This window comes from Micromonospora sp. NPDC049230 (assembly GCF_040647875.1).
GTDB lineage: Bacteria > Actinomycetota > Actinomycetes > Mycobacteriales > Micromonosporaceae > Micromonospora.
This window is the reverse complement of the sequence record NZ_JBEZCZ010000004.1, coordinates 45,583-64,407: the sequence shown is the minus strand read 5'-3', so window position 1 is coordinate 64,407 and position 18,825 is coordinate 45,583. Positions and strand designations below refer to the sequence as shown.

The 18,825-nt window shown below is 69.9% G+C and carries 15 protein-coding genes, 1 pseudogene and 1 riboswitch; of the genes and pseudogenes, 10 read left to right on the top strand and 6 right to left on the bottom strand.

The genetic code is table 11. The features are described from left to right. Positions 1–20: 20 nt before the first annotated feature. Positions 21–1,607 carry a hypothetical protein gene (locus AB0A95_RS04780; RefSeq protein WP_357554251.1) on the bottom strand — a complete coding sequence of 529 codons (1,587 nt, stop codon included), beginning with the start codon at positions 1,605–1,607 and terminating at the stop codon, positions 21–23. 305 nt (positions 1,608–1,912) lie between these two features. Here AB0A95_RS04780 and AB0A95_RS04775 point away from each other — a divergent pair, with 305 nt between their 5' ends. From AB0A95_RS04775 to AB0A95_RS04765, 3 genes are all read left to right on the top strand, one after another. Continuing rightward, positions 1,913–3,271, top strand: coding sequence for a glycoside hydrolase family 6 protein (locus tag AB0A95_RS04775; protein WP_357554249.1), 1,359 nt, complete (start codon positions 1,913–1,915; stop codon positions 3,269–3,271). A 276-nt stretch (positions 3,272–3,547) separates the two neighbouring features. Next, positions 3,548–4,735, top strand: coding sequence for an MFS transporter (locus AB0A95_RS04770; RefSeq protein ID WP_357554247.1), 1,188 nt, complete (start codon positions 3,548–3,550; stop codon positions 4,733–4,735). A 304-nt stretch (positions 4,736–5,039) separates the two neighbouring features. Next, a complete protein-coding gene (locus AB0A95_RS04765; protein WP_357554245.1) occupies positions 5,040–6,695 on the top strand; it encodes a carboxylesterase family protein in 1,656 nt (551 codons plus the stop codon). 85 nt (positions 6,696–6,780) lie between these two features. Here AB0A95_RS04765 and AB0A95_RS04760 read toward each other — a convergent pair whose 3' ends face one another. Further along, a complete protein-coding gene (locus AB0A95_RS04760; protein WP_357554244.1) occupies positions 6,781–8,217 on the bottom strand; it encodes a hypothetical protein in 1,437 nt (478 codons plus the stop codon). A 568-nt stretch (positions 8,218–8,785) separates the two neighbouring features. Here AB0A95_RS04760 and AB0A95_RS04755 point away from each other — a divergent pair. Next, a complete protein-coding gene (locus AB0A95_RS04755; protein ID WP_357554509.1) occupies positions 8,786–9,253 on the top strand; it encodes a hypothetical protein in 468 nt (155 codons plus the stop codon). Further along, positions 9,226–9,441: pseudogene (locus AB0A95_RS04750) on the top strand (vitamin B12 dependent-methionine synthase activation domain-containing protein); the annotation flags it as partial. The gene AB0A95_RS04755 and the pseudogene AB0A95_RS04750, both read left to right, overlap by 28 nt. Before the next feature lie 253 nt (positions 9,442–9,694). Here AB0A95_RS04750 and AB0A95_RS04745 read toward each other — a convergent pair. The 4 genes from AB0A95_RS04745 to AB0A95_RS04730 all read right to left on the bottom strand — a co-directional run bounded on the left by AB0A95_RS04745 (position 9,695) and on the right by AB0A95_RS04730 (position 13,792). Then, a complete protein-coding gene (locus tag AB0A95_RS04745) occupies positions 9,695–10,507 on the bottom strand; it encodes an ATP-binding cassette domain-containing protein (RefSeq protein ID WP_357554242.1) in 813 nt (270 codons plus the stop codon). Beyond that, positions 10,507–11,559, bottom strand: coding sequence for an ABC transporter substrate-binding protein (locus tag AB0A95_RS04740; protein WP_357554241.1), 1,053 nt, complete (start codon positions 11,557–11,559; stop codon positions 10,507–10,509). Before AB0A95_RS04740 ends, AB0A95_RS04745 begins: the two co-directional genes overlap by 1 nt. A 40-nt stretch (positions 11,560–11,599) precedes the next feature. Then, complete coding sequence (locus AB0A95_RS04735) at positions 11,600–12,607, bottom strand: ABC transporter permease (protein WP_357554239.1); 1,008 nt, start codon at positions 12,605–12,607, stop codon at positions 11,600–11,602. A 306-nt stretch (positions 12,608–12,913) separates the two neighbouring features. After that, a complete protein-coding gene (locus AB0A95_RS04730; RefSeq protein ID WP_357554238.1) occupies positions 12,914–13,792 on the bottom strand; it encodes an amidohydrolase family protein in 879 nt (292 codons plus the stop codon). Positions 13,793–14,082: 290 nt separating this feature from the next. Then, positions 14,083–14,158, top strand: a riboswitch (cobalamin riboswitch). 57 nt (positions 14,159–14,215) lie between these two features. Between AB0A95_RS04730 and AB0A95_RS04725 the strand changes: the two genes are divergently transcribed. From AB0A95_RS04725 to AB0A95_RS04705, 5 genes are all read left to right on the top strand, one after another. Further along, positions 14,216–14,419, top strand: a complete 204-nt coding sequence (locus tag AB0A95_RS04725) for a CbtB domain-containing protein (protein WP_357076097.1) — start codon at positions 14,216–14,218, stop codon at positions 14,417–14,419. Beyond that, positions 14,410–15,180 (top strand): CbtA family protein, encoded by a 771-nt coding sequence (locus tag AB0A95_RS04720; RefSeq protein WP_357554236.1) that lies wholly within the window; start codon positions 14,410–14,412, stop codon positions 15,178–15,180. Before AB0A95_RS04725 ends, AB0A95_RS04720 begins: the two co-directional genes overlap by 10 nt. Continuing rightward, positions 15,177–15,776, top strand: coding sequence for a histidine phosphatase family protein (locus AB0A95_RS04715; RefSeq protein WP_357554235.1), 600 nt, complete (start codon positions 15,177–15,179; stop codon positions 15,774–15,776). Before AB0A95_RS04720 ends, AB0A95_RS04715 begins: the two co-directional genes overlap by 4 nt. Before the next feature lie 403 nt (positions 15,777–16,179). Next, the gene (locus AB0A95_RS04710; RefSeq protein ID WP_357554233.1) at positions 16,180–17,226 is read left to right on the top strand and encodes a polysaccharide deacetylase family protein; all 1,047 of its coding nucleotides are present in this window, start codon (positions 16,180–16,182) and stop codon (positions 17,224–17,226) included. Positions 17,227–17,369: 143 nt separating this feature from the next. Then, positions 17,370–18,788: a PQQ-binding-like beta-propeller repeat protein gene (locus AB0A95_RS04705; protein WP_357554232.1), complete on the top strand. Its 1,419-nt coding sequence runs from the start codon at positions 17,370–17,372 to the stop codon at positions 18,786–18,788. Positions 18,789–18,825: the final 37 nt, after the last annotated feature.

Here is an 18,825-nt window from a genome sequence, read left to right as displayed (position 1 = left end):
ACTGCGGGAGTGATCGATGATCAGCCGAAGCAGTTGGGGACAGCGGGCGCGCTGGGTGTGCAGTTGGTGGGGCGGTTGCCGGTGATGGCCGACTTCTGGTCGACGGTGACCTGGCCGCCGTCGTTGAAGATCCCGCCGGGTGCCAGGGTGGAGATGTTCTCCGTGACCCTGGTTTCGGTCAGTGTGAGTGTGGCGTTGTTGTAGATGCCGCCGGCCTGCGAACTCGAACCCACGGCCCGGTTCCGGTCGACCTCCGTGCGGCGCAGGACGACTGTGCCACTGCCGTTGTAGATGCCGCCGCCGTGTTCGATGCTGCTGTTCGTGCTGGCGGTGTTCTCGTTGATCCGGCTCTCGTCGGCCGTGAACTGGCCGATCTGGTTGTAGACGCCGCCGCCGCGTTGGCCGGCCTCGTTGTGGTGGACCTTGCCGTGCGTGAGGTGGAAGGTGCCGTCGGTGAAGATTCCGCCGCCTTCGCTGCCGGCCCTGTTGTTGTTGATCTCGGCGTTCGTGACCTCGGTGGTGGAGTTGATGCCGCCGCGAATGCCACCGCCGCGGAAGCCAGCGGTGTTGTTGTCCACCTGGACGTTGTGGAGTACGGCGCTCCGGCTGTTCGACAGCCCACCGCCCGCGCCGCCGAGCGGCAGGATGGTGAAGACCCCGATCGTGTTGTTGTAACTCAGTCGGGTGTTCTCCACGGTGAGGGTGCCGTTGTTGTGGACGCCCCCGCCGTCGTACACGGCACTGTTGTTGCTGATGTCGCTGCGGCCGTCCCCGTGCCTGTCCTTGTCCTTGTTCTTGTCCTTGCTGTCCCAGCCCTCGCCGTGGTCACTCCTGCCGAGGATCTTCGTGACGCCGAAGTTGGCGATGCCGCCCCCCAGGCCGTTTGTGCGGTTGTAGACCACGTCGGTGTTCTCGATGGTGGCTCTGCCACCGGCGTCGACCCGGATGCCACCGCCGCCGCCGCCGACCCCACTGTCGGCCTGACCGCCCTTGATGGTGACGTCGCGCAGCGTCAGGTCTCCGCCGGAGCCCACCTCGAGAATCCGGAACGGTGTGGCGTTGGCCGCGCGGACGATGGTGGACCCGTTGCCGTCGATGGTCACCGTCTGGGTGATGATCGGCAGGCCGACGGCGCCGAAGGGCACGGGCGGGAGCGGCGCGGACCGGGTGAGCGTGTAGGTGCACTTCTCGGCGAGCCTGAGTTTCGCTCCCTGACCGGCGTTCGCACTGACGATCGCCGCGATCAGCTCGTCGGCGCCGCAGGGTACGGCCCGGACGTCGTCGCCCCGGCCGGCACGGTGGTCGTCACCCCTCTGGTGGTCGTCACCCTTTTTGTGGTCCTTGCCGTCGCGGCCGCCCGGGTCCTGGCCACCATGGTCGTCGCCGCTGGTCCGGTCGCCGTCGGCGAGGAGCTGCGTCGCGGCGTTCGACAGGCTGCTTCCGCTCTTCCCGAACGCCCCGCTCACCCCCGGCGTGAAGGCGGCCAGGCCAGCCATTCCGGTCAGGCCGGCGACCCCGGCGACGAGCCAGCGCGACCGCCGCCCCCTCGGTCGACGCGGCTGGGCTCCCGCCGCCTCGCTCATGTTCGGGTGTGGATAGTTGGACATCGAGCTACCTGGCCCTTCTCCGTACACCGTGTCTCTGCACGTGACATGAGGTGCAGACGGCAACAAATCGGTTGTCGTCGCCAAGGGTGACGGTAGTTGAGCGTTACTCGCATCAACCGGGCTTATGCGAAAAAACCCTACATTCGGTACGCGAGCTTCCGCGCGAGCCTCTTGGGGCATCGATTCAGGCCGTTGCCCCAATGGGCGCGTCCGCACATCTTGGCAGCGGCGCGCACCTCCGCTACCGTCCATGGGAACGCTCCCATAAACTTAGAAACATCGATGTGATCAGGAGGCAACACGTCGTGGCTATCCTCTCCTCGCTCCGCCGCAGATCGGCGGCTGGCGTGGCGGCCGTCGCGGGTGCCACCGCCGTCGGCGTCTGCCTCGCCGTCGGCAGCGCCTCCGCCGGCGCGCTGTCCGGATCGCTCTACCGCGACCCGAGTTCGGCAGTCATCCGCTGGGTGGCCGCCAACCCCGGCGACTCGCGTACCGCTGTCATCCGCGACAAGATCGCGAGTCAGCCGCAGGCCCGCTGGTTCGCCAACTTCAACCCGTCGACAGTGCAGTCCGAGGTCTCCGGGTTCGTCGGCGCCGCCAACGCGGCGCAGCAGATCCCGGTGCTGGCGGTGTACGAGATCACCAACCGGGACTGCGGCGGGGCCAGCGCCGGTGGAGCGCCGGACCTCAACCAGTACCAGACGTGGGTGTCCAACTTCGCCAGAGGGCTGGGCAACCAGACCGTCATCATCATCCTGGAAACCGACTCACTCGCCCTGCTGACGTGCCTGAACAGCGGCGAGATCAACGCCCGCAACCAGGCGATCTCGACGGCCACCCGGACCATCAAGTCGGGCAACCCCAACGCCAAGGTGTACCTCGACGGCGGCCACTCCACCTGGAACAGCGCGGGTGAGACGGCCAACCGGCTCCGGGCGGCCGGCGTGCAGTACGCCGACGGTTTCTTCACCAACGTGTCGAACTACAACTCCACCTCCAGTGAGGCCAACTTCGGCCGGGCGGTCATCTCCGCCCTCAACGGCATGGGCATCTCGGGCAAGCGCCAGGTCATCGACACCAGCCGCAACGGGGGCGCCAGCGGGGACTGGTGCGGTGACGACAACACCGACCGGCGCATCGGGCAGTACCCGACGACCAACACCGGCGACAGCAACATCGACGCGTACCTCTGGGTGAAGCCGCCGGGGGAGGCGGATGGCTGCCGCTTCACGGCCGGTTCGTTCCAGCCCGACCTGGCCTTCAGCCTGGCGAACGGCGCGCCCAACCCGCCCACCACCGCTCCGCCGACGACCGCTCCGCCGACCACGGCTCCGCCGACCACGGCTCCGCCGACGACCCCGCCGCCGACCGGTAACGGCTGCCTCGCGTCCGTGGCGATCAACCAGTGGACCGGCGGCTTCACCGCGAGCGTGACGGTCACCGCCGGCTCCGCGGACATCAACGGCTGGACCGTGACCATCACGCTGCCCGGCGGCGCCTCGGTCACCGGCACCTGGAGTGCCCAGGCCAGCGGCACCAGCGGCACCGTCCGGTTCAGCAACGTGGGCTACAACGGACACGTCGGCGCCGGGCAGTCGACAAGCTTCGGTTTCCAGGGCGCCGGCACCGGCCCGAGCACGACGGCCACCTGCGCGGCCAGCTGACCCACCCGATGTCGGGCCCGGCACGGAGGACCACCCTCCGCGCCGGGCCCGCCCCCGTTCTGCGGTACGGCCGGACCAACATGGCTGCCCTACGCCGTGTGGACCTGTCGGCTCAGCCGCTCTCGTCCACGAACGTGTGGTAGCGCATCCGGCAACCCTGCGGTAGGACGTTCATGCACTCCGGACCGGCCGCACCGCACCGACCGGCACGCCGTTGCCGTGGAAGTCCTGTGCGAGCGGTGCCGGCCAGGTGCCCGCCAGAGAGGGGATGACCAGGTGCGCACGAGGGCAGTTCCGGTGTTCGTCGTTTTCCTGCTCAACGGGATCATCGCCGGCTCGTGGGCGCCGCGCATGCCGAGCCTCGCCGAACAGATCGGCGCCAGCCCGGGGGTGCTCGGTCTTGTCCTGCTCGGCGCGAGCGTCGGGCTGGCGGCGGCGGCCTCGGTCGCGGGCCGGTTGTGCGCCCGCTTCGGCGCCCGGGTGATGATCCTGGTGTCGGCGGTCGCAGCCGCCGGCCTGCTGCCCGTCCTCGCGCTCGTCACCTCGCCGGTGCAACTCGCCCTCGTCCTGGTCCTGCTCGGTGCGTCCTTCGGCGTGTTCGACGTGTCGATGAACGTCGCCGCCGTGACCGTCATCCGCCGCGCGGACCGGCCCCTCATGCCGGTCTTCCACGCCGGCTTCAGCTTCGGCGCGCTGGGTGGCTCACTGGCCGCCGCGGTCGCCGCGGGGCACCGCGTGGGCCTGCTCCCGTACTTCACCCTGGTCGCGCTCGCGTCGCTGGCCGTCACCGCCGCCGTGATCCGGTTCGTGCCGACCGCGGAGCCGACCACCGGCGCCCACCGGGAGCGGGGCGGGCTCGACCGGAGCATGCTGCGCCGCCCGGTCCTGTGGCTGCTGGGCGGCGTCGCGTTCATCTCCGCCGTCGTCGAGGGCTCCAACGGCGACTGGTCGGCGTTGTTCGCGGTCCGTGAGCGGGGCTTGTCCGAGGCGGCCGGCGCCGTCATGTATTCCGTCTTCTGTCTCGCGATGGGGGTGGTCCGGCTCTTCGGCGAACGGATCCAGCGCCGCTTCGGCGCCATCCGGGTCCTGGTCGTCGGCTCGCTGCTCGCCGGGGCCGGCCTGCTGCTGGCGGCCGTCGTGCCGGTGGCCTGGCTCACCTACGCCGGGTACGTGCTGGCCGGCGGCGGCGTCGCGTTCGCCTTCCCGGTGGCGATCGACCTGGCCGGTGCCGTCGGCCGCCGCAGCGACGGCACCGGCGGCGAGCGGGAGATCGGGTTCGTCACGACCATCGCCTACTCGGGGTTCCTCATCGGCCCCCCCACGATCGGCGGCGTGGCGGAGCTGACGAACCTGTCGGTCGCCGTCGGATTCATCGGGGTCGTCGCGATGATCATGGCACCGGTCGCGCTCGCCTCGGCCGCCGCCCGCCGCCGCGAGGAACGCGGCCGGCGCACGGACACCTGACCCTCTCGGGACTACGCGCACACACCGACACCGGCTGACCGCCCGCGACGGGGCACTGCCGTCGGTACATTTGTCACAGCGAATCCGGTATTCGTGGCTCTGCTGGCATCCTCGCCATGTTCCTAGCGTGGACCGCATGAATGCCGTTGCGGCGCAGCTGTCCCGAGTCACCCGGCGCTTCGGCCCCCGTCGGCCCTGTCGACGATCTCGACCGCGCGATCGGGGCCGGCACTGTCGACGCCCTGCTCGACCCCAACGGTGCCGGTAAGGCCCCCGCTGCCTCAAGACCATCACTGTCTCGATCGTGCTGGTCCCGCCGGGCACAGTGACCTGGTTCGACCGGCCGGTCACCTGGTTCGACCGGCCGGTCGGCGACGCCGACGTCGAAGGAGAACACGTGCGACAACTTCTACCGGCCGCGGTCGCGGCGCTGTCCGTGGTGCTCGCGGTGACTCCCGCGTACGCCGGCAGTCAGCGGCTCGCGAGCCCGGCGGCCGACACGCCGGCCCGTGCGCTCGCCCGCACGGAGAACGGTCTGATCGAGGGCGCGAGCGGAGCCGGATACCGGGTCTTCAACGGCGTGCCGTACGCGGCGCCACCCACCGGCCCGAACCGCTGGCGCGTACCGCAGCCGGCAACGGACTGGCACGGCGTCCGGGACGCGACCACGTTGCCCGCCGAGTGCGCCCAGAACCCGATAGGCGGGGGCGGCCCGATCACCGGTGCCGAGGACTGCCTCCACGTCAACGTGACGACGCCCCCCAACCGGACCGGCAGGCACCCGGTGCTGGTCTTCCTGCACGGCGGCTCGTTCACCGCGGGTTCCGCCAACCAGTACGACCCGCGCCGCCTCGCCGCCGACGGCAACCTGGTCGTGGTCACTGTCAACTACCGGCTCGGCGTCTTCGGCTATTTCGGCCTGCCCGGCCTGCCCGGCTCCGGCACCTTCGGCCTTCAGGACCAGCAGGCCGCACTGCGCTGGGTGCAGCGCAACATCGCCGCGTTCGGCGGGGACCCGCGCCACGTGACACTCGCCGGCGAATCCAGCGGCGGCATGAGCGTGTGCGCCCAGCTGACCGCGCCGTCGGCGGTGGGACTGTTCGACAAGGCGATCATCCAGTCCGGGTCGTGTCTCACCGACTGGCCGGACGGGCTGTTCCTGCCCGGTATCAAGGCGGGTTCGCAGTTCAGCAGCCTGGCCGCTGTGCAGAACCAGGGCGCGCAGCTCCGGGATCGGTTCGGCTGCGCCACAGTGGCCTGCCTGCGCGCCGCTTCGTACACCGATCTTCTCCACCAGACCCAGGGCGCCGGCCTGGCGGCGTTCGCGACACCCGCGTACGGCACCCCGCTGCTGCCGGCACGCCCGGCCGACGCCCTGCGCAGCGGCCGGTACCAGCACATGCCGGTCCTGGAAGGCGGAAACCTCGACGAGCATCGCGCCTTCCTCGGCTTCACCGAGTTGTACCCGGTCCCCAAGCCGTACACGCCGGGCGACTACCGGGCCGCGCTGCGTACGGCATTCGGTGACCGGGCCGGCCAGGTCGAGGCCCGCTATCCGGTCGCCGCGTGGGGCACGCCCGGCCTGGCCTGGGCGGCCGTCGCCACGGACCGCATCTGGGCCTGCCCGACACTGGAACAGACCCGCCTGCTCGCCGAGCGGAACCGCGTCTACGGCTACGAATTTGCCGAACGCGACGGCCCGGTCCTGGACCCACGCTATCCCTGGGGTGCCGCGCACGGTCTCGAACTGGCCTACCTGTTCGACATGGATTTCCTGACCGACCAGACCCAGCCCGAACTGCGATCCCGATTCGTGACCGCGTGGTCGCGTTTCGCCTCCACCGGCACACCCGGCTGGCCCCGCATGCCCTATGTGCAGACCTTCGCCGATGACCGGAGCGGCAACGTTGACCTGGCCGCCGAGCACCAGTGCGGGTTCTGGTCGAGCGTTCCCCGCTGATTCCTCGTCGGGTCGGTGTCCCCCCACGTCTTTCCCCACGTCGCGCTCGCGCGACGTGGGGAAAGACCGGATCACCCGGGTGGGATCAGGTGGTGGGGCGGCACAGCGAACTCTCGTTGGCGCTACAGTCGGTCAGTTGCAGGGTGTCCACGTTCATGGTCAGGGTCGCCGGTTGCGAACCACCGGCCGGCGCCACCACGGAGATCTGCACAGTGGCCGCGTTCGACGGTGCGACCGCTTGGTGGGACCACTCAAGCCAGTTCGACGTCAGGGCGAACGAGCTGCTTGTCGACGTGGACAGCAGCGTGCCGCCGGAGTTGTACCACCGCAGGCGCAGCGCGGCGTTGCCGGAGTCGGCGCGCAGCCGGACGAAGAACTTGTAGTTGTGCCCGACCGTCACCGACGGCTTACGGCTCACCAGCACCGACTTCTCCGCCGACTGCGGCGAGCTGACGAACTGTAGCGAGCGGCGGTTGTCGAAGTAGCGGGCGGAAATCCCGGTGAACGAGCCCTGCGGCGTCACCGAGATGGCGGCCCCGGAGCCGGAGGTGGTGAACCCGGTGGGGTTCGCGGTGCCCGGTGCCTGTGCCTCGATGGTCCGCTCCTGCGCGGTCAGCAGGTCGTTGTTGGCACCGACGTCGCAGCAGACCGGCGAGGTGAGCAGCGGATGCACCGCCGTGTTTCTCGTCGTCGTCGAGGGGTAGTTGTCCACATAGAACGACGCGCTGGTCTCGCTCGGGTCGTAGTTCTGGCGGTAGCCCATGTCGTAGGCCCACCAGTCGCCCCAGCACATGGTGATGTCGGGGCAGTACTGCTCGGCCAGCCAGTTACCGTTGGAGTCCTGCCAGACGTGCTCGGACATGTAGGCGTGGCCGGCGCCGAGCAGGTGCGTCACCTCGTGCCCGACGACGCCGCTGTCCCACACCTCAACGATGGAGACGCAGCCTGCACCGCCACTGGTCGGACACCAGTATGCCGAGGCGGATGGCGCGGCGAACTCCGTCAGGAGCACGTACCAGCGGTTGCTGTCGTCGTACCCCTTGGCCGTGAGCTCGTTCGCGATCGACCAGTAGTCGGTGTTCGGTGTGTCGATCTTCTCCGGCGTCACGATCGCCTGCGCGTACTGGTTGTACGTGCTGGTGGTCGTCGATCGGCAGCTGAACTTGAAGTGCTGGTCGTAGTTGCTGGCCTGGTCGAGCAGCCAGTCGACGCGGTCCATCACGCGGGCGGCGTGCTCGACGTTCGTCGAGTACTGGTTGCCGGTGGAGTCGTTCCACGCGTAGATCACCTGCAGGGCCGCCGGACTGTTGACCGGCGGATTCTTCGGGTCGGTGGCGGTCGTGTCGCAGCCAGCCCTGGGCAGGTTGGCGTTGCTCGGTTGCGCGTAGGGCAGGGTCGGCTCGCTGCCGAGGTTGGCGGCGTGGGCCGGTTGCCCGGACGACACCACCACCAACACGCTCACGAGCAGAGTGGCCAGACCCAGACGATGACCGCGCCGAATTCGGCGCGCGTTGCCAAGCATGCACATTCTCCCTTGCGTAGGTCTTGCCGTGGCGCGTCGCGGAATATCGACGCGCAGTAGCAGCAGACCCGATCAACCATATTGATCGCCATGTGTTCAAGCCGACACTATTTGTTGGGACGGGCGGCGGCATTCCGTGGTGAAATGCCTGTCGGTGTGCCGCCCGCCCCGCGCGACGTCCTTGCCGGCGCACCCTTCACCGCCGGATGAGCCGCGAGGTGCGGTATCGGCGTCTTTGACGCTCCGGGAGTCGATGGGGTACCCCCTCGGCCCCTCAGTTCGTGGTGCCGGATCAGGTCGGAACCAAGGAGCGTTTCCCGGACGGCGAGGTTGAGCGCCGCGCGGAGAGTGGTCCGCAGCCAGCCGCAGACACGACGGTGTCTGTGGCTGGCTGCGGCCGTTTGTGGCTTGTGACCAGCACCGATGAGGTTTCGGCACCCTCGTCGGTGCGGCGCTGTGGCGGTCGTCTGACCCAAAGTCATCCGGGTTTCGAACGGATTCAAACAAGAGCAAACGCCATGGACTCTTCCCAAATCATCGATGATGAGTGAACGTAATGGGGCGGCGGTTGGCGCAGATGCGTTTGACGGGCAGGGTCAAGGTGTCGTTTGGTTCGATGCGGCAATCGCGATCAGTGCACAGTCATTCACCGGGAGAGGTGCATATCAGCGCATCAGCAGCCACGTTCTGTCGAAAGAGTGATGATGGTGGTGGGCTACCAGATTCGGACTGCCCGACGACGTCAGCTGACTTCGCCGGATACTTCGCCGGGTCGAGCTTGGACGCCGTGCGGGACCGCATTCGCGCCTTGTCCGACTCGGACCTTCGGCATCAGTGCGGGTACGTCGCCGCGGCGTTCGGCGGTCTGGAACGCGCCTGCAAGCGCGGCGGTATCGGCGTCGAGAGCAAACGCGACATCCCGGGCAGCGAGATCGGTGTGCCGCTGATGCTTGACGCGACTGGCCGGATCGTCGAGTGGCCGCCCATGACCGCCCCGCGGGGCGCCACCAGTCTGATGAGCTCGGCATCGGCCTGACGGAGTCCTTCGCGATGACGCCGGCAGCCAGCGTCAGCGGGCTGATCTTCGCCAACCCGGCCGCGAAATACTTCACGGTAGGCCGTGTCGGCAAGGACCAGATCGAGGACTACGCCGCCCGCCGCGCCACCAGCGTCGCCGACGCCGAGCGGTGGCTGCGACCCAACCTCGCCTATGAACCGTCCTGACGGGTGCACCGGCCAGGCGGGAGGCAGTGCCGTGGTGCGGCGGTGACGACGAAGCGCCACCGCCGCCGGGAGTTCCTGCCGTAACGGCCAGTGTCCACGTTTCGTAGCGGCGGTCGAGCCGAGGCAGAGTCCGGGAGGCGAGCCGGCAAGGAGCGGTTTCGTCCGGATACCGTGTCGTATCCGGACGAAACCGCAACGCCGCCGGGCGTCGTCCGGGCCCGCCCCAGGCCGGCCAGTTCTTACGAAACAGGCCTTAGTCCCGGTCCCCGCCGGTGCTGCCGGTCATCGCCGCGACCAGGTCGTCGGTGGTGACCTCGTCCGCACGAAGCCGGGCCGCCCGACGGCCGAGCCGCAGCACCTCGACCCGGTCGGCGATCTCCAGCACCTGCGGCATGTTGTGACTCACCAGCACCACCGACATGCCGGCGTCGCGGGCGCGCCGGACGACGTCGAGCACCCGCCCGGTCTGCACGACGCCGAGCGCCGCGGTGGGCTCGTCGAGGATGACCACGTTCGTCGCCCAGATGATGGCGCGGGCCACCGCGACGCACTGGCGCTGCCCACCGGACAGCATCGCGATCGGGGTGGTGACCCGGGGGATCCGCACCCCCAACTGGTCGAGGGCCGCGGCGGCGCCCTGCCGCATGGCGCGCTTGTCGAGCAACCCCAGCCGGCCGAGTGGCCCGGAGCGCAGGATCTCCCGACCGAGGTAGAGGTTGGCGGCCACGCTGAGGTCGTCGGCGACGGCGAGATCCTGGTAGACGGTCTCCACGCCCGCGCGCCGGGCGTCGACAGGCGTGGAGAACTGGACCGTCCGACCACCCACCCGGATCTCGCCCTCGTCGGGCGGGTGGACACCGGACAGCGTCTTGATCAGGGTGCTCTTGCCGGCGCCGTTGTCGCCGATCAGCGCCACGACCTCACCCCGATGGACAGTGAAGTCGGCACCGCGCAACGCCTCGACGTGCCCGAACCGCTTGACGATGCCCCGGGCTTCGAGGACCGGTGCTTCGTCGGCGGTCGGCTGCTTGTCGCTGTCGGCGGTGGCCGTCGGGGTCGCGCCCATCACTGCACCGGAGGGTTGGCGCAACTCGGCTCGAGCACCGCCTTGATCTCCGCGGAGTCGATGTTCTCCTTCGTGACGAACGTGACGCCGGTGTCCGCCGAGGCCAGGGGCGCCTTGTCCCGCAGGTGCTTGACCATCTTGTCGACGCCGAAGTAGCCCATCTTGAACGGGTTCTGCACGACCAGCGCGGAGATCTGGCCGCTGCGTACCCCGGCGATCTCGTCCGGGGCGGCGTCCCAGCCGATGATGACCACCTTGCCGGACTTGCCGGCCGCCTGGATGGCCTGCGCGGCGCCGAGCACGCTCGGCTCGTTGGCGGCGAAGACGCCGGCCAGGTTGGGGTTGGCCGTGAGGATGTTCTCGGTGACGCGTCGTGCCTCGTTGACGTCACTGCGGCTGGGCTGCTGGCCGACCAGCTTCAGGTTCGGATACTGGGCGAGGCCGGCCTTGAAGCCGTCCACCCGCTCGGTGTTGGTCTGCGAGCCGGGCTGGAACTCGACGAGCGCCACCTGGTGGTTGCCGGGGCCGAGTTCGGTGGCGAGCAACTTCGCCGCCTCGGTGGCCGACGCGCGGTTGTCGGTGGCGAACAGCGGCACGTTCGACGGCTGCGGGCTGGTGCCAGAGTCGATCATCGCGACCGGGATGTTCGCGGCGAGCGCCTTGTCGGTGGCGGGCGCCAGCGCACTGGAGTCGGTGGCCGCGTAGACGATGCCGTCGACCTTCTTGGTGACGAAGTTCTGGATCAGGTTGACCTGGCCCTCGACATCGGTCTCGGCGGTCACCCCGTCCCACTGGACGGTGACGTCTCCCGCGCGCTGCGCGGCGCACTCCGCGCCCGCCTTCACCGTGTTCCAGTAGTCGGCACCGACGGCCTTCGGCACGACGGCGAGCTTCAACGGACCGCTCGCCGCCTTCGTCGCGTCGTCGCCGCCGTCGCGGACCTCGACCCCGCCGCAGGCACTGAGCAGAGCGGTCGCCGCGGCCGCGGCCAGAACGGCCTGTACGCGTAGAACGGGCCGTCGCGCCCGCCGGCTGGTGGTGGTGTGCGCCATGATGTGTGTCCTTCCTCGTTCGGACTCTCGGAACGGCATGTCAACCCCGTGATTCCAGCCGCCGGCGGCGGTACTGGTCGAAGTAGACGGCGGCCCAGATGATCAGGCCGACGATCACCTGCTGGTAGTGGATGCTGATGTCGAGCAGGACAGCACCGTTACGCACCAGGGCGATGAGGAACGCGCCGATGATGGTCCCGACGATCCGGCCCTGACCACCGAACAGGCTGGCGCCGCCGATGACCGCGGCGGCGATGACATCGAGCTCCAACGAGATCCCGTAGTTCGGCTGGCCGGAGTTGACCCGGGACGCGGCGATCATGCCGCCCAACCCGACCAGCACACCGGCCAGCACGTACACCCCGGTCAGGTGACGCCCCACCCGGATGCCGGAGCGGCGGGCCGCCTCCAGGTTGGAGCCCATCGCGTAGGTGTACTGACCGAATCGGGTCTGGGAGAGCAGGAAGGCGACCCCGACCGCGACGAGGACGGTGATCAACACGGCGAACGGGATGCCGAGGATCTCCCCGTTGCCGAGCAGCTGGAAGGAGCGGGGCAGGCCGTAGACGCCGACCGCGCCGGTGATGATGAAGACCAGGCCCCGACCCACCGACATCGTGCCCAGCGTCGCGATGAACGGCGGGATCCGGGCCACGGTGACCAGCAGCCCGTTCAGCAGACCGGCCAACGCGCCGACGCCGATCGCGACAGCCGTCGCCGCCCACACCGAGAAGCCGAGGTCGCGGACGACCATCGCTCCCACGACGCCGGCGAGCGCGGCGACCGATCCCACGGACAGGTCGATGCCCTTCGTGATGATGACCATCGTCTGCGCCGTGGCGATGATGGCGATCACCGCGGTCTGCGCCCCGATGTTGAAGAGGTTGTCAGCCGTCAAAAAGTAGGGACTGGCGAAGCTCAACGCGACGAACAGGACGACGAGCGCCGTCGCCGCGGTCAACTCGGAAACGGCGTGGGAGATCCGTTCGCGGAACCAGTCGCTGAGTTCGCCGCGCTGCGTGCCGGCGGTTGCCTCGACGGTGCTCATCGTCGGATCTGACCTCCCAAGCGTGGCCCCGGCGCGGCGACGGGGGAACCCCCAGCGCGACAGGAACCTCTCCGCCACCCAGCCTGCCCGGCGGGGAGCGCGGCCGCTCGCCCGCGCCACCCGTCGGGATAGGTCAGATGTTTCCCTCGATCAGCCGTTACCTTGCCAGCATTGACGCATGTTGCCAAGGTCTTACGGGCATGTTGTCGCCGTTAGCTGATCCGGTGAAGGCATAGGTCTGACCAAACTCGCACTCCCGCAGCCCATCGACAGGGGCCGAGTCGGGACCCGTCCGGCCGCGAGGCGTCAGGGCGTCTCCAGCCGGTACGCCCGGCGGGCGGTCCGTCGCCAGATCGCCGCCCGTTCGTCGTCGCCCAGCGGGTCGAGCAGCACGGTGAGTGCCTCGACCCAGCGGGCGTACGAGGAGGCGAGCAGACTCACTGGCCAGTCCGAGCCGAACATCAGCCGGTCCGGGCCGAACGCGTCGAGCGCGTGCTCGACGGCGGGCCGAAGGTCCGCCGTCGTCCAGGAGGGGCCGTCCACCTCGGTCACCAGACCGGAGAGCTTCGCCGTCGTGTTGGGCTCGGCGGCGAGCGCCCGCAGGTCGCGGGGCCAGTCGCCGAGGCCGGCTCGCCCGAGCGAGGGCTTGCCGAGGTGGTCCAGGACGAACCGCATCTGGGGCAGGTCACGCACGAGCCGGGTGGCCGCGGGCAGTTGGTGGTCGCGCACCAGCAGGTCGAACGCCAGGCCGGCGGCGCCCACCGCGGCGATGCCGCGCCGGATGTCCGGGCGGTCGAGGTACGCCGGGTCGGGCTCGGACTGGACGAGGTCACGAATGCCCACCAGGCGCTCTCCGCCGCGCGCCGCCCGGAGCCGGGCGAGACGGTCGCCCACGTTGTCGGCGGTCAGGTCGACCCAGCCGACGACCCCGGCGATGAGGGGGTCGTCGGCCGCTATGCCCAGCAGCTCGGGCGTCTCCGTCCGGACGGGGACGGACTGCACCACGACGGTCTGGGTGACTCCGGCGGCTCGGGCCACCGGGGCGAGATCGAGTGGCGTGAAGTCGTTGTCGATCGCGGCCATGGTGTGCGGATCGATCCACGGCTGCGGGTGCCGGGCCCGGACCCAGAGATGATGGTGCGCGTCGACGATGCCCTGTCCTGGCCCGGCCTCGTTGGTCGTCATCGGACATGTCCTGACATGCTCGCGTACACTCCACACCCCGCCCAGTCATTGGTCAGATGTCCGAGTCGGCTCGGTGTTACGGAACCGATTCGGAGTTTGACCATGTTAGCCGCAACAGGCCGCTCGCGGGGCTGCGGAGTGCGTGTCTTGACGCAACCAACCATCATATCTTTAGCATCCAGGCTTGTCGATACCCCGCGCCGTGGGAGCTGACGCCTGCGGGCCCGTGGCCGGGTTGACCGCCTGCGGCGGCACCGATACCGTCGACCCACTATCTGCGGCGACGCGAGGGAAGCCGGTGTGAATCCGGCGCGGTCGCGCCACTGTGAGCGGTCCCGACGTCATCGGGGCCGCGAGCCAGGACGCTCGGTCGTCCGCAGCCTTGCGATGGGGACGCGTCATCCCCGGGGAGGTTCGTGTCATATGTCTACTTCCACGTCAAGCCAGCCGTTGGTGCATCCCGCTGGCAACACTCGTCTGCTGTGGACGGTCCTGGCGACCGTCGTGGCGCTCAGCCTGCTGGCCTACCTCGTCGCGTTCGATCAGGGAGCCGTCTCGCGCAGCGGGATGTACCTGCACGAGCTGATGCACGACGGCCGGCACCTGCTGGGTGTCCCGTGCCACTGAAGTCCGCCAGCGCTCCCCCGTTCCGCACCGTTCTCGTCCGCGGGCTGCTCGCCGGCCTGATCGCCGGCCTGCTCGCCGGGGCATTCGCCTACGTCGCCGGCGAACCGCGCGTCGAGGCGGCCATCGCCATCGAGGAGGCGGCGACGCACGCCGAGCCCGCGACCGGCGGGCACGACCACGAGGACGCCCTGGTCAGCCGGACCGGCCAGCGCGGGGGCCTGTTCCTGGCCACCGGCCTGTTCGGCGCCGCGATGGGTGGCCTGCTGGCCACCGCGTACGTGCTGCTGTCCCGTCGGCGGCGCAGCTACGACGACGGCCGGTCGGGCCTGCTGCTGGCCGGCGCGGCGCTGCTCGGCGCGGTGATCGTGCCGTTCGTGAAGTATCCGGCGAACCCGCCGGCCGTCGGCGACCCGGCCACCATCAACCAGCGCACCGTCACCTACCTGCTGATGGTGGTGCTTGGCCTGGTGGCCGTGTGGGCCGGCACCCTCGGTTACCGGGCGGTCGGCGAGCAGGCGCCCGCGTGGCAGCGCGCCGCCGCGGCCGCCGCCGGGTTCCTGCTGGTCAGCGTGGTTTCCTATGTGGTGATGCCCTCCTTCCAGGAGGTCCCGGCCGACTTCCCGGCGACCCTGCTGTGGGACTTCCGGTTGGCCTCGCTCGGCACCCAGGTGGTGCTCTGGGCCGGGATCGGCCTGCTGTTCGCCGCGCTGATGCACCACGACCTGCGCCGCCGGGCCGCCACCGCACTGCCGAGCACGTGACCGGCACCAGCCTCCGGCTGGTCGCCCACGGTCACACCGCCGCCCTGCGCCGGGCCCGCTTCGGCGGGGCCGACGAGGGCCTGGACGAGGGCGGTTTGCGTGCCGCCCTCGCCCGGGCCGGCTCCGACCGGCGCGGGCACTCCAGCGCCGACGACACGTGCCTGTCCAGCCCGGCGGCGGCGGCCACACAGACCGCGTCGGCCCTCGGCCTGCGGCCTACCGTCGAGACGGCGTTGGCAAACTGCGACTACGGCGACTGGACCGGGCGGGCATTCGAGGAGATCGCCCACGACCATCCGCAGGCACTGCACGAGTGGCTGTCCACACCGGATGCCGCACCCCACGGGGGTGAGTCCGTCGCGGCACTGCGGGACCGGATCGGGCGCTGGCTGGACGGGCAGCGCACAGGTGGGGGGCGGATCATCGCGGTCACCCACCCGCTGGTGATCCGGGTCGCGATCGTCCACGCCCTCGACCTGCCGCTCGCGACGTACCGACAGCTGGACGTCGAGCCGTTGGCCATCGTCCGGCTCACCAGCCAGGGCGCCCGCTGGCAGCTACGACTGGGCGCGGCACGAGCCCACACCCCGGCATGATCCACTCGCGTTCGCGGAAGTCGGGGCATTCCCGCCTCCTCGATGCCCCGACTTCCGCAATACCGAGTCGATCGCGGCACGCCGGACCCCGGCGCGGGCGCACCGATAATTCCGGCTGTTTTCCGGATCGAGCCCAGGCGTCGATGCGTCGACTGACGTGAACGACCCATCGCAGCGCCCGGCCGTCCAGGCTCCCGGAGCACCAGGTCCAGTCCTGGACGGGCGCGTTGCGGTGTTCCGGAGGCCTTCCGGAACTTGTTGACGCATCGGAAATCTCGCTGCAATACTCCGATCCATCGAGGTCAATGCGATTGACTGCGGTTTGGCCTCCCCACTCACCCACCTGTCCGGACCGTGCTGCCCGCGTTCCAGAGCCCGTCCGGCCCGCGAGAAGGGGCATCAGATGAGCAAGGTCTCCCCCGGCACGGCCCTGCGATCGAGGCGGTTGCGCGCGGCGCTGGCCGCCCTCACCACCGCCGCCGCGATGTGCGGCGTCGTCCTCGCCGCCAGCTCGGCCCCGTCGAGCGCCGCCGTCTGCAACGGCTACGTCGGCCTCACCTTCGACGACGGCCCCACCGGCAGCACCAGCGCGCTGCTCAACGTGCTGCGCACCAACGGCGTACGGGCCACGATGTTCAACGTCGGGCAGAACGTCCAGAACAACCGGGCTGCGGCACAGGCGCAGGTGTCGGCCGGCATGTGGGTCGCCAATCACAGCTGGAACCACGCCCACATGACCTCCATGAACCAGTCGCAGATGCAGTCCGACCTGTCCCAGACCAACTCGGCGATCCAGTCGGCCACCGGCGTGCGACCGCAGTTGTTCCGGCCCCCGTACGGGGAGACCAACTCCACTCTTCAGTCCGTCGCGTCGTCGCTCGGACTGCGCCAGGTGATCTGGGACGTGGACTCACAGGACTGGAACGGCGCGAGCGTCAGCCAGATCGTGTCCAACGCGAGTCGCCTCCAGGCCGGTCAGGTCATCCTCATGCACGACGGGATCCAGAACACCCGCGACGCCATTCCCCAGATCATGGCCAACCTCACGAGCCGTAATCTGTGCCCCGGCATGATCTCGGCGTCCACCGGCCGCGCTGTCGCCCCGGACGGCACGACCCCGCCGCCCAGCACGGGCACCCCGCCGCCGGGCACGGGAACTCCTCCGCCGGGCAACGGCAGTTGCACCGCGACGGCGACGACCACGAACGTCTGGGGTGACAGGTACAACACGTCGGTGACGGTGAGCGGCGCCAGCACGTGGACAGTGGTCGTGGCACTCACCGCGCCGCAGCGGGTCTCCACCGTCTGGAACGGCTCCGCCACGTGGGACAGCAGCGGCACCGTCATGACCGTGCGGTCCAACGGCAGCGGCAACACCTTCGGCTTCACCACGATGACCAACGGCAACAGCGGCGCCCGTCCGCAGATCCGCTCCTGCGCCACGGGCTGACCGCCCCCGGGCCGGTTCGGTGTCGGCGGGTGCCCGGCGTACTTTGGGCGCCCGCCGATTGTGTCGGTGGCGGCGGTTAGCGTGTGGGTACTGTCGCCGCGCCGGCCCGCCCAGGCCGGTCGCTGACCCCCTCGGAGGCCCCCATGTCCCAGGAGACGACCTACCTCGAACTGTCCGAAGTGGACGGAGCGCACAAGTTCTACGAGGTCATCGTCGACAACGCCACACTGACCGTGCGCTACGGCCGGATCGGCGACCAGGGGCAGGTCAAGGCCAGCGCCTACCCGGACAACGCCCGGGCCCGCGCGGCCGCGGCGAAGAAGATCGGGGAGAAGGTCCGAAAGGGTTACTCACCGGCGGTTCCGGGGGTCCGCCAGAAGCGCACCGTCTCCCGGCGGCAGATTGTCAGCACCCGCTCCACCGCCCGCACCGCCCCGGTGCTCTGGCGCTACGACTCCGGCGCCCCCGCCTTCGGCATCTTCGTCGACGGGCAGCACTGCATGGTCGGCAACGAGCACGGCGTGATCACCACGCTCGACCACGACGCCCGGGTGCGCGGTCAGGTCCGCCTTCCGGACGGGGTGAAGTGCATCGTCGCCGACGACGCCTGGGTCTACGCGGGCTGCGACGACGGCAACGTCTACGACCTCTCCGGCAAGGTGCCCCGCGTGGCGTACGTGATCGCCCCGGAAATTGACATCTACTGGCTGGACATCCACGACGGCGTCCTGGGTGTGTCGGATTCCAACGGCGGGATCACCGCCGTCGACCACGAGGACGAGTTCCTGTGGCGTCGACCCGGGCGCGGGAGCTCGGCCTGGATGGTGCGGTGCGACGACGACGCCGTCTACCAGGGTCATTCCGAGGGTGTGACCGGCTACGAGTGGCGCACCGGTCGCGAGTTGTGGCACACCAGCACCGGCTCGGTGCTCTTCGGCTGGCAGGAGCACGGCAGCGTGTTCGCCGGGACCAGCACCCGCGAGGTGGTGCGGTTGTCCAAGGCCGGTCGATTCGAACGCAGCTACCGGTGCGATGCCCCGGTGTTCTCCTGCGCCACAGCCGAGGGCGGCCGCTACGTCTTCGCCGGTGACAGCCAGTCCTCGATCTACTGCTTCGACGCGGCGGGCACCCGCCTGTGGAAGCTCGGCACCGGCTGCGGCTCGGCGTACTCGATGCAGTACCACGACGACCGGCTCTACGTCGTCACCACCGGCGGCCACCTGGCCTGCATCGACGCGAGTGAGCCGGCGATCCGGGCGGCCCAGGACGGCGACGTCCCCGAGGTCCGCGACGTCAAGGCCCCCCGCCAGGCGCCGCTGCCGATCGAGCCGACGATCGTCGAGGTGACGAGCGACTCGGGTGCGGGCGTGGTGGTGCAGTGCCTCGACGACCGGGGGCGGCTGCGGGTCCAGGTGGTGTCCGACGGCTACCGCCGCGACTGGAGCGTGCAGTTTCCCAAGGGGATCCGCGAGCCGGGCGCCCGCTATCTGGTGACCGAGGTCCGCGAGTCCAGCCGGGGTGGGTTCTACCGGGCGTTCGGCGACATCCGCCGCCTGCGCTGAGCCGACGAACGCCACGTCCGCGTCCGCGGGCGGCGGG

What these genes read in the sequence shown, in the direction of transcription:
- AB0A95_RS04780 (WP_357554251.1), bottom strand. Translation starts at nt 1,607, where the DNA reads ATGTCCAACTATCCACACCCGAACATGAGCGAGGCGGCGGGAGCCCAG.
- AB0A95_RS04760 (WP_357554244.1), bottom strand. Translation starts at nt 8,217, where the DNA reads ATGCTTGGCAACGCGCGCCGAATTCGGCGCGGTCATCGTCTGGGTCTG.
- AB0A95_RS04745 (WP_357554242.1), bottom strand. Translation starts at nt 10,507, where the DNA reads ATGGGCGCGACCCCGACGGCCACCGCCGACAGCGACAAGCAGCCGACC.
- AB0A95_RS04740 (WP_357554241.1), bottom strand. Translation starts at nt 11,559, where the DNA reads ATGGCGCACACCACCACCAGCCGGCGGGCGCGACGGCCCGTTCTACGC.
- AB0A95_RS04735 (WP_357554239.1), bottom strand. Translation starts at nt 12,607, where the DNA reads ATGAGCACCGTCGAGGCAACCGCCGGCACGCAGCGCGGCGAACTCAGC.
- AB0A95_RS04730 (WP_357554238.1), bottom strand. Translation starts at nt 13,792, where the DNA reads ATGACGACCAACGAGGCCGGGCCAGGACAGGGCATCGTCGACGCGCAC.
- AB0A95_RS04725 (WP_357076097.1), top strand. Translation starts at nt 14,216, where the DNA reads ATGTCTACTTCCACGTCAAGCCAGCCGTTGGTGCATCCCGCTGGCAAC.
- AB0A95_RS04710 (WP_357554233.1), top strand. Translation starts at nt 16,180, where the DNA reads ATGAGCAAGGTCTCCCCCGGCACGGCCCTGCGATCGAGGCGGTTGCGC.
- AB0A95_RS04705 (WP_357554232.1), top strand. Translation starts at nt 17,370, where the DNA reads ATGTCCCAGGAGACGACCTACCTCGAACTGTCCGAAGTGGACGGAGCG.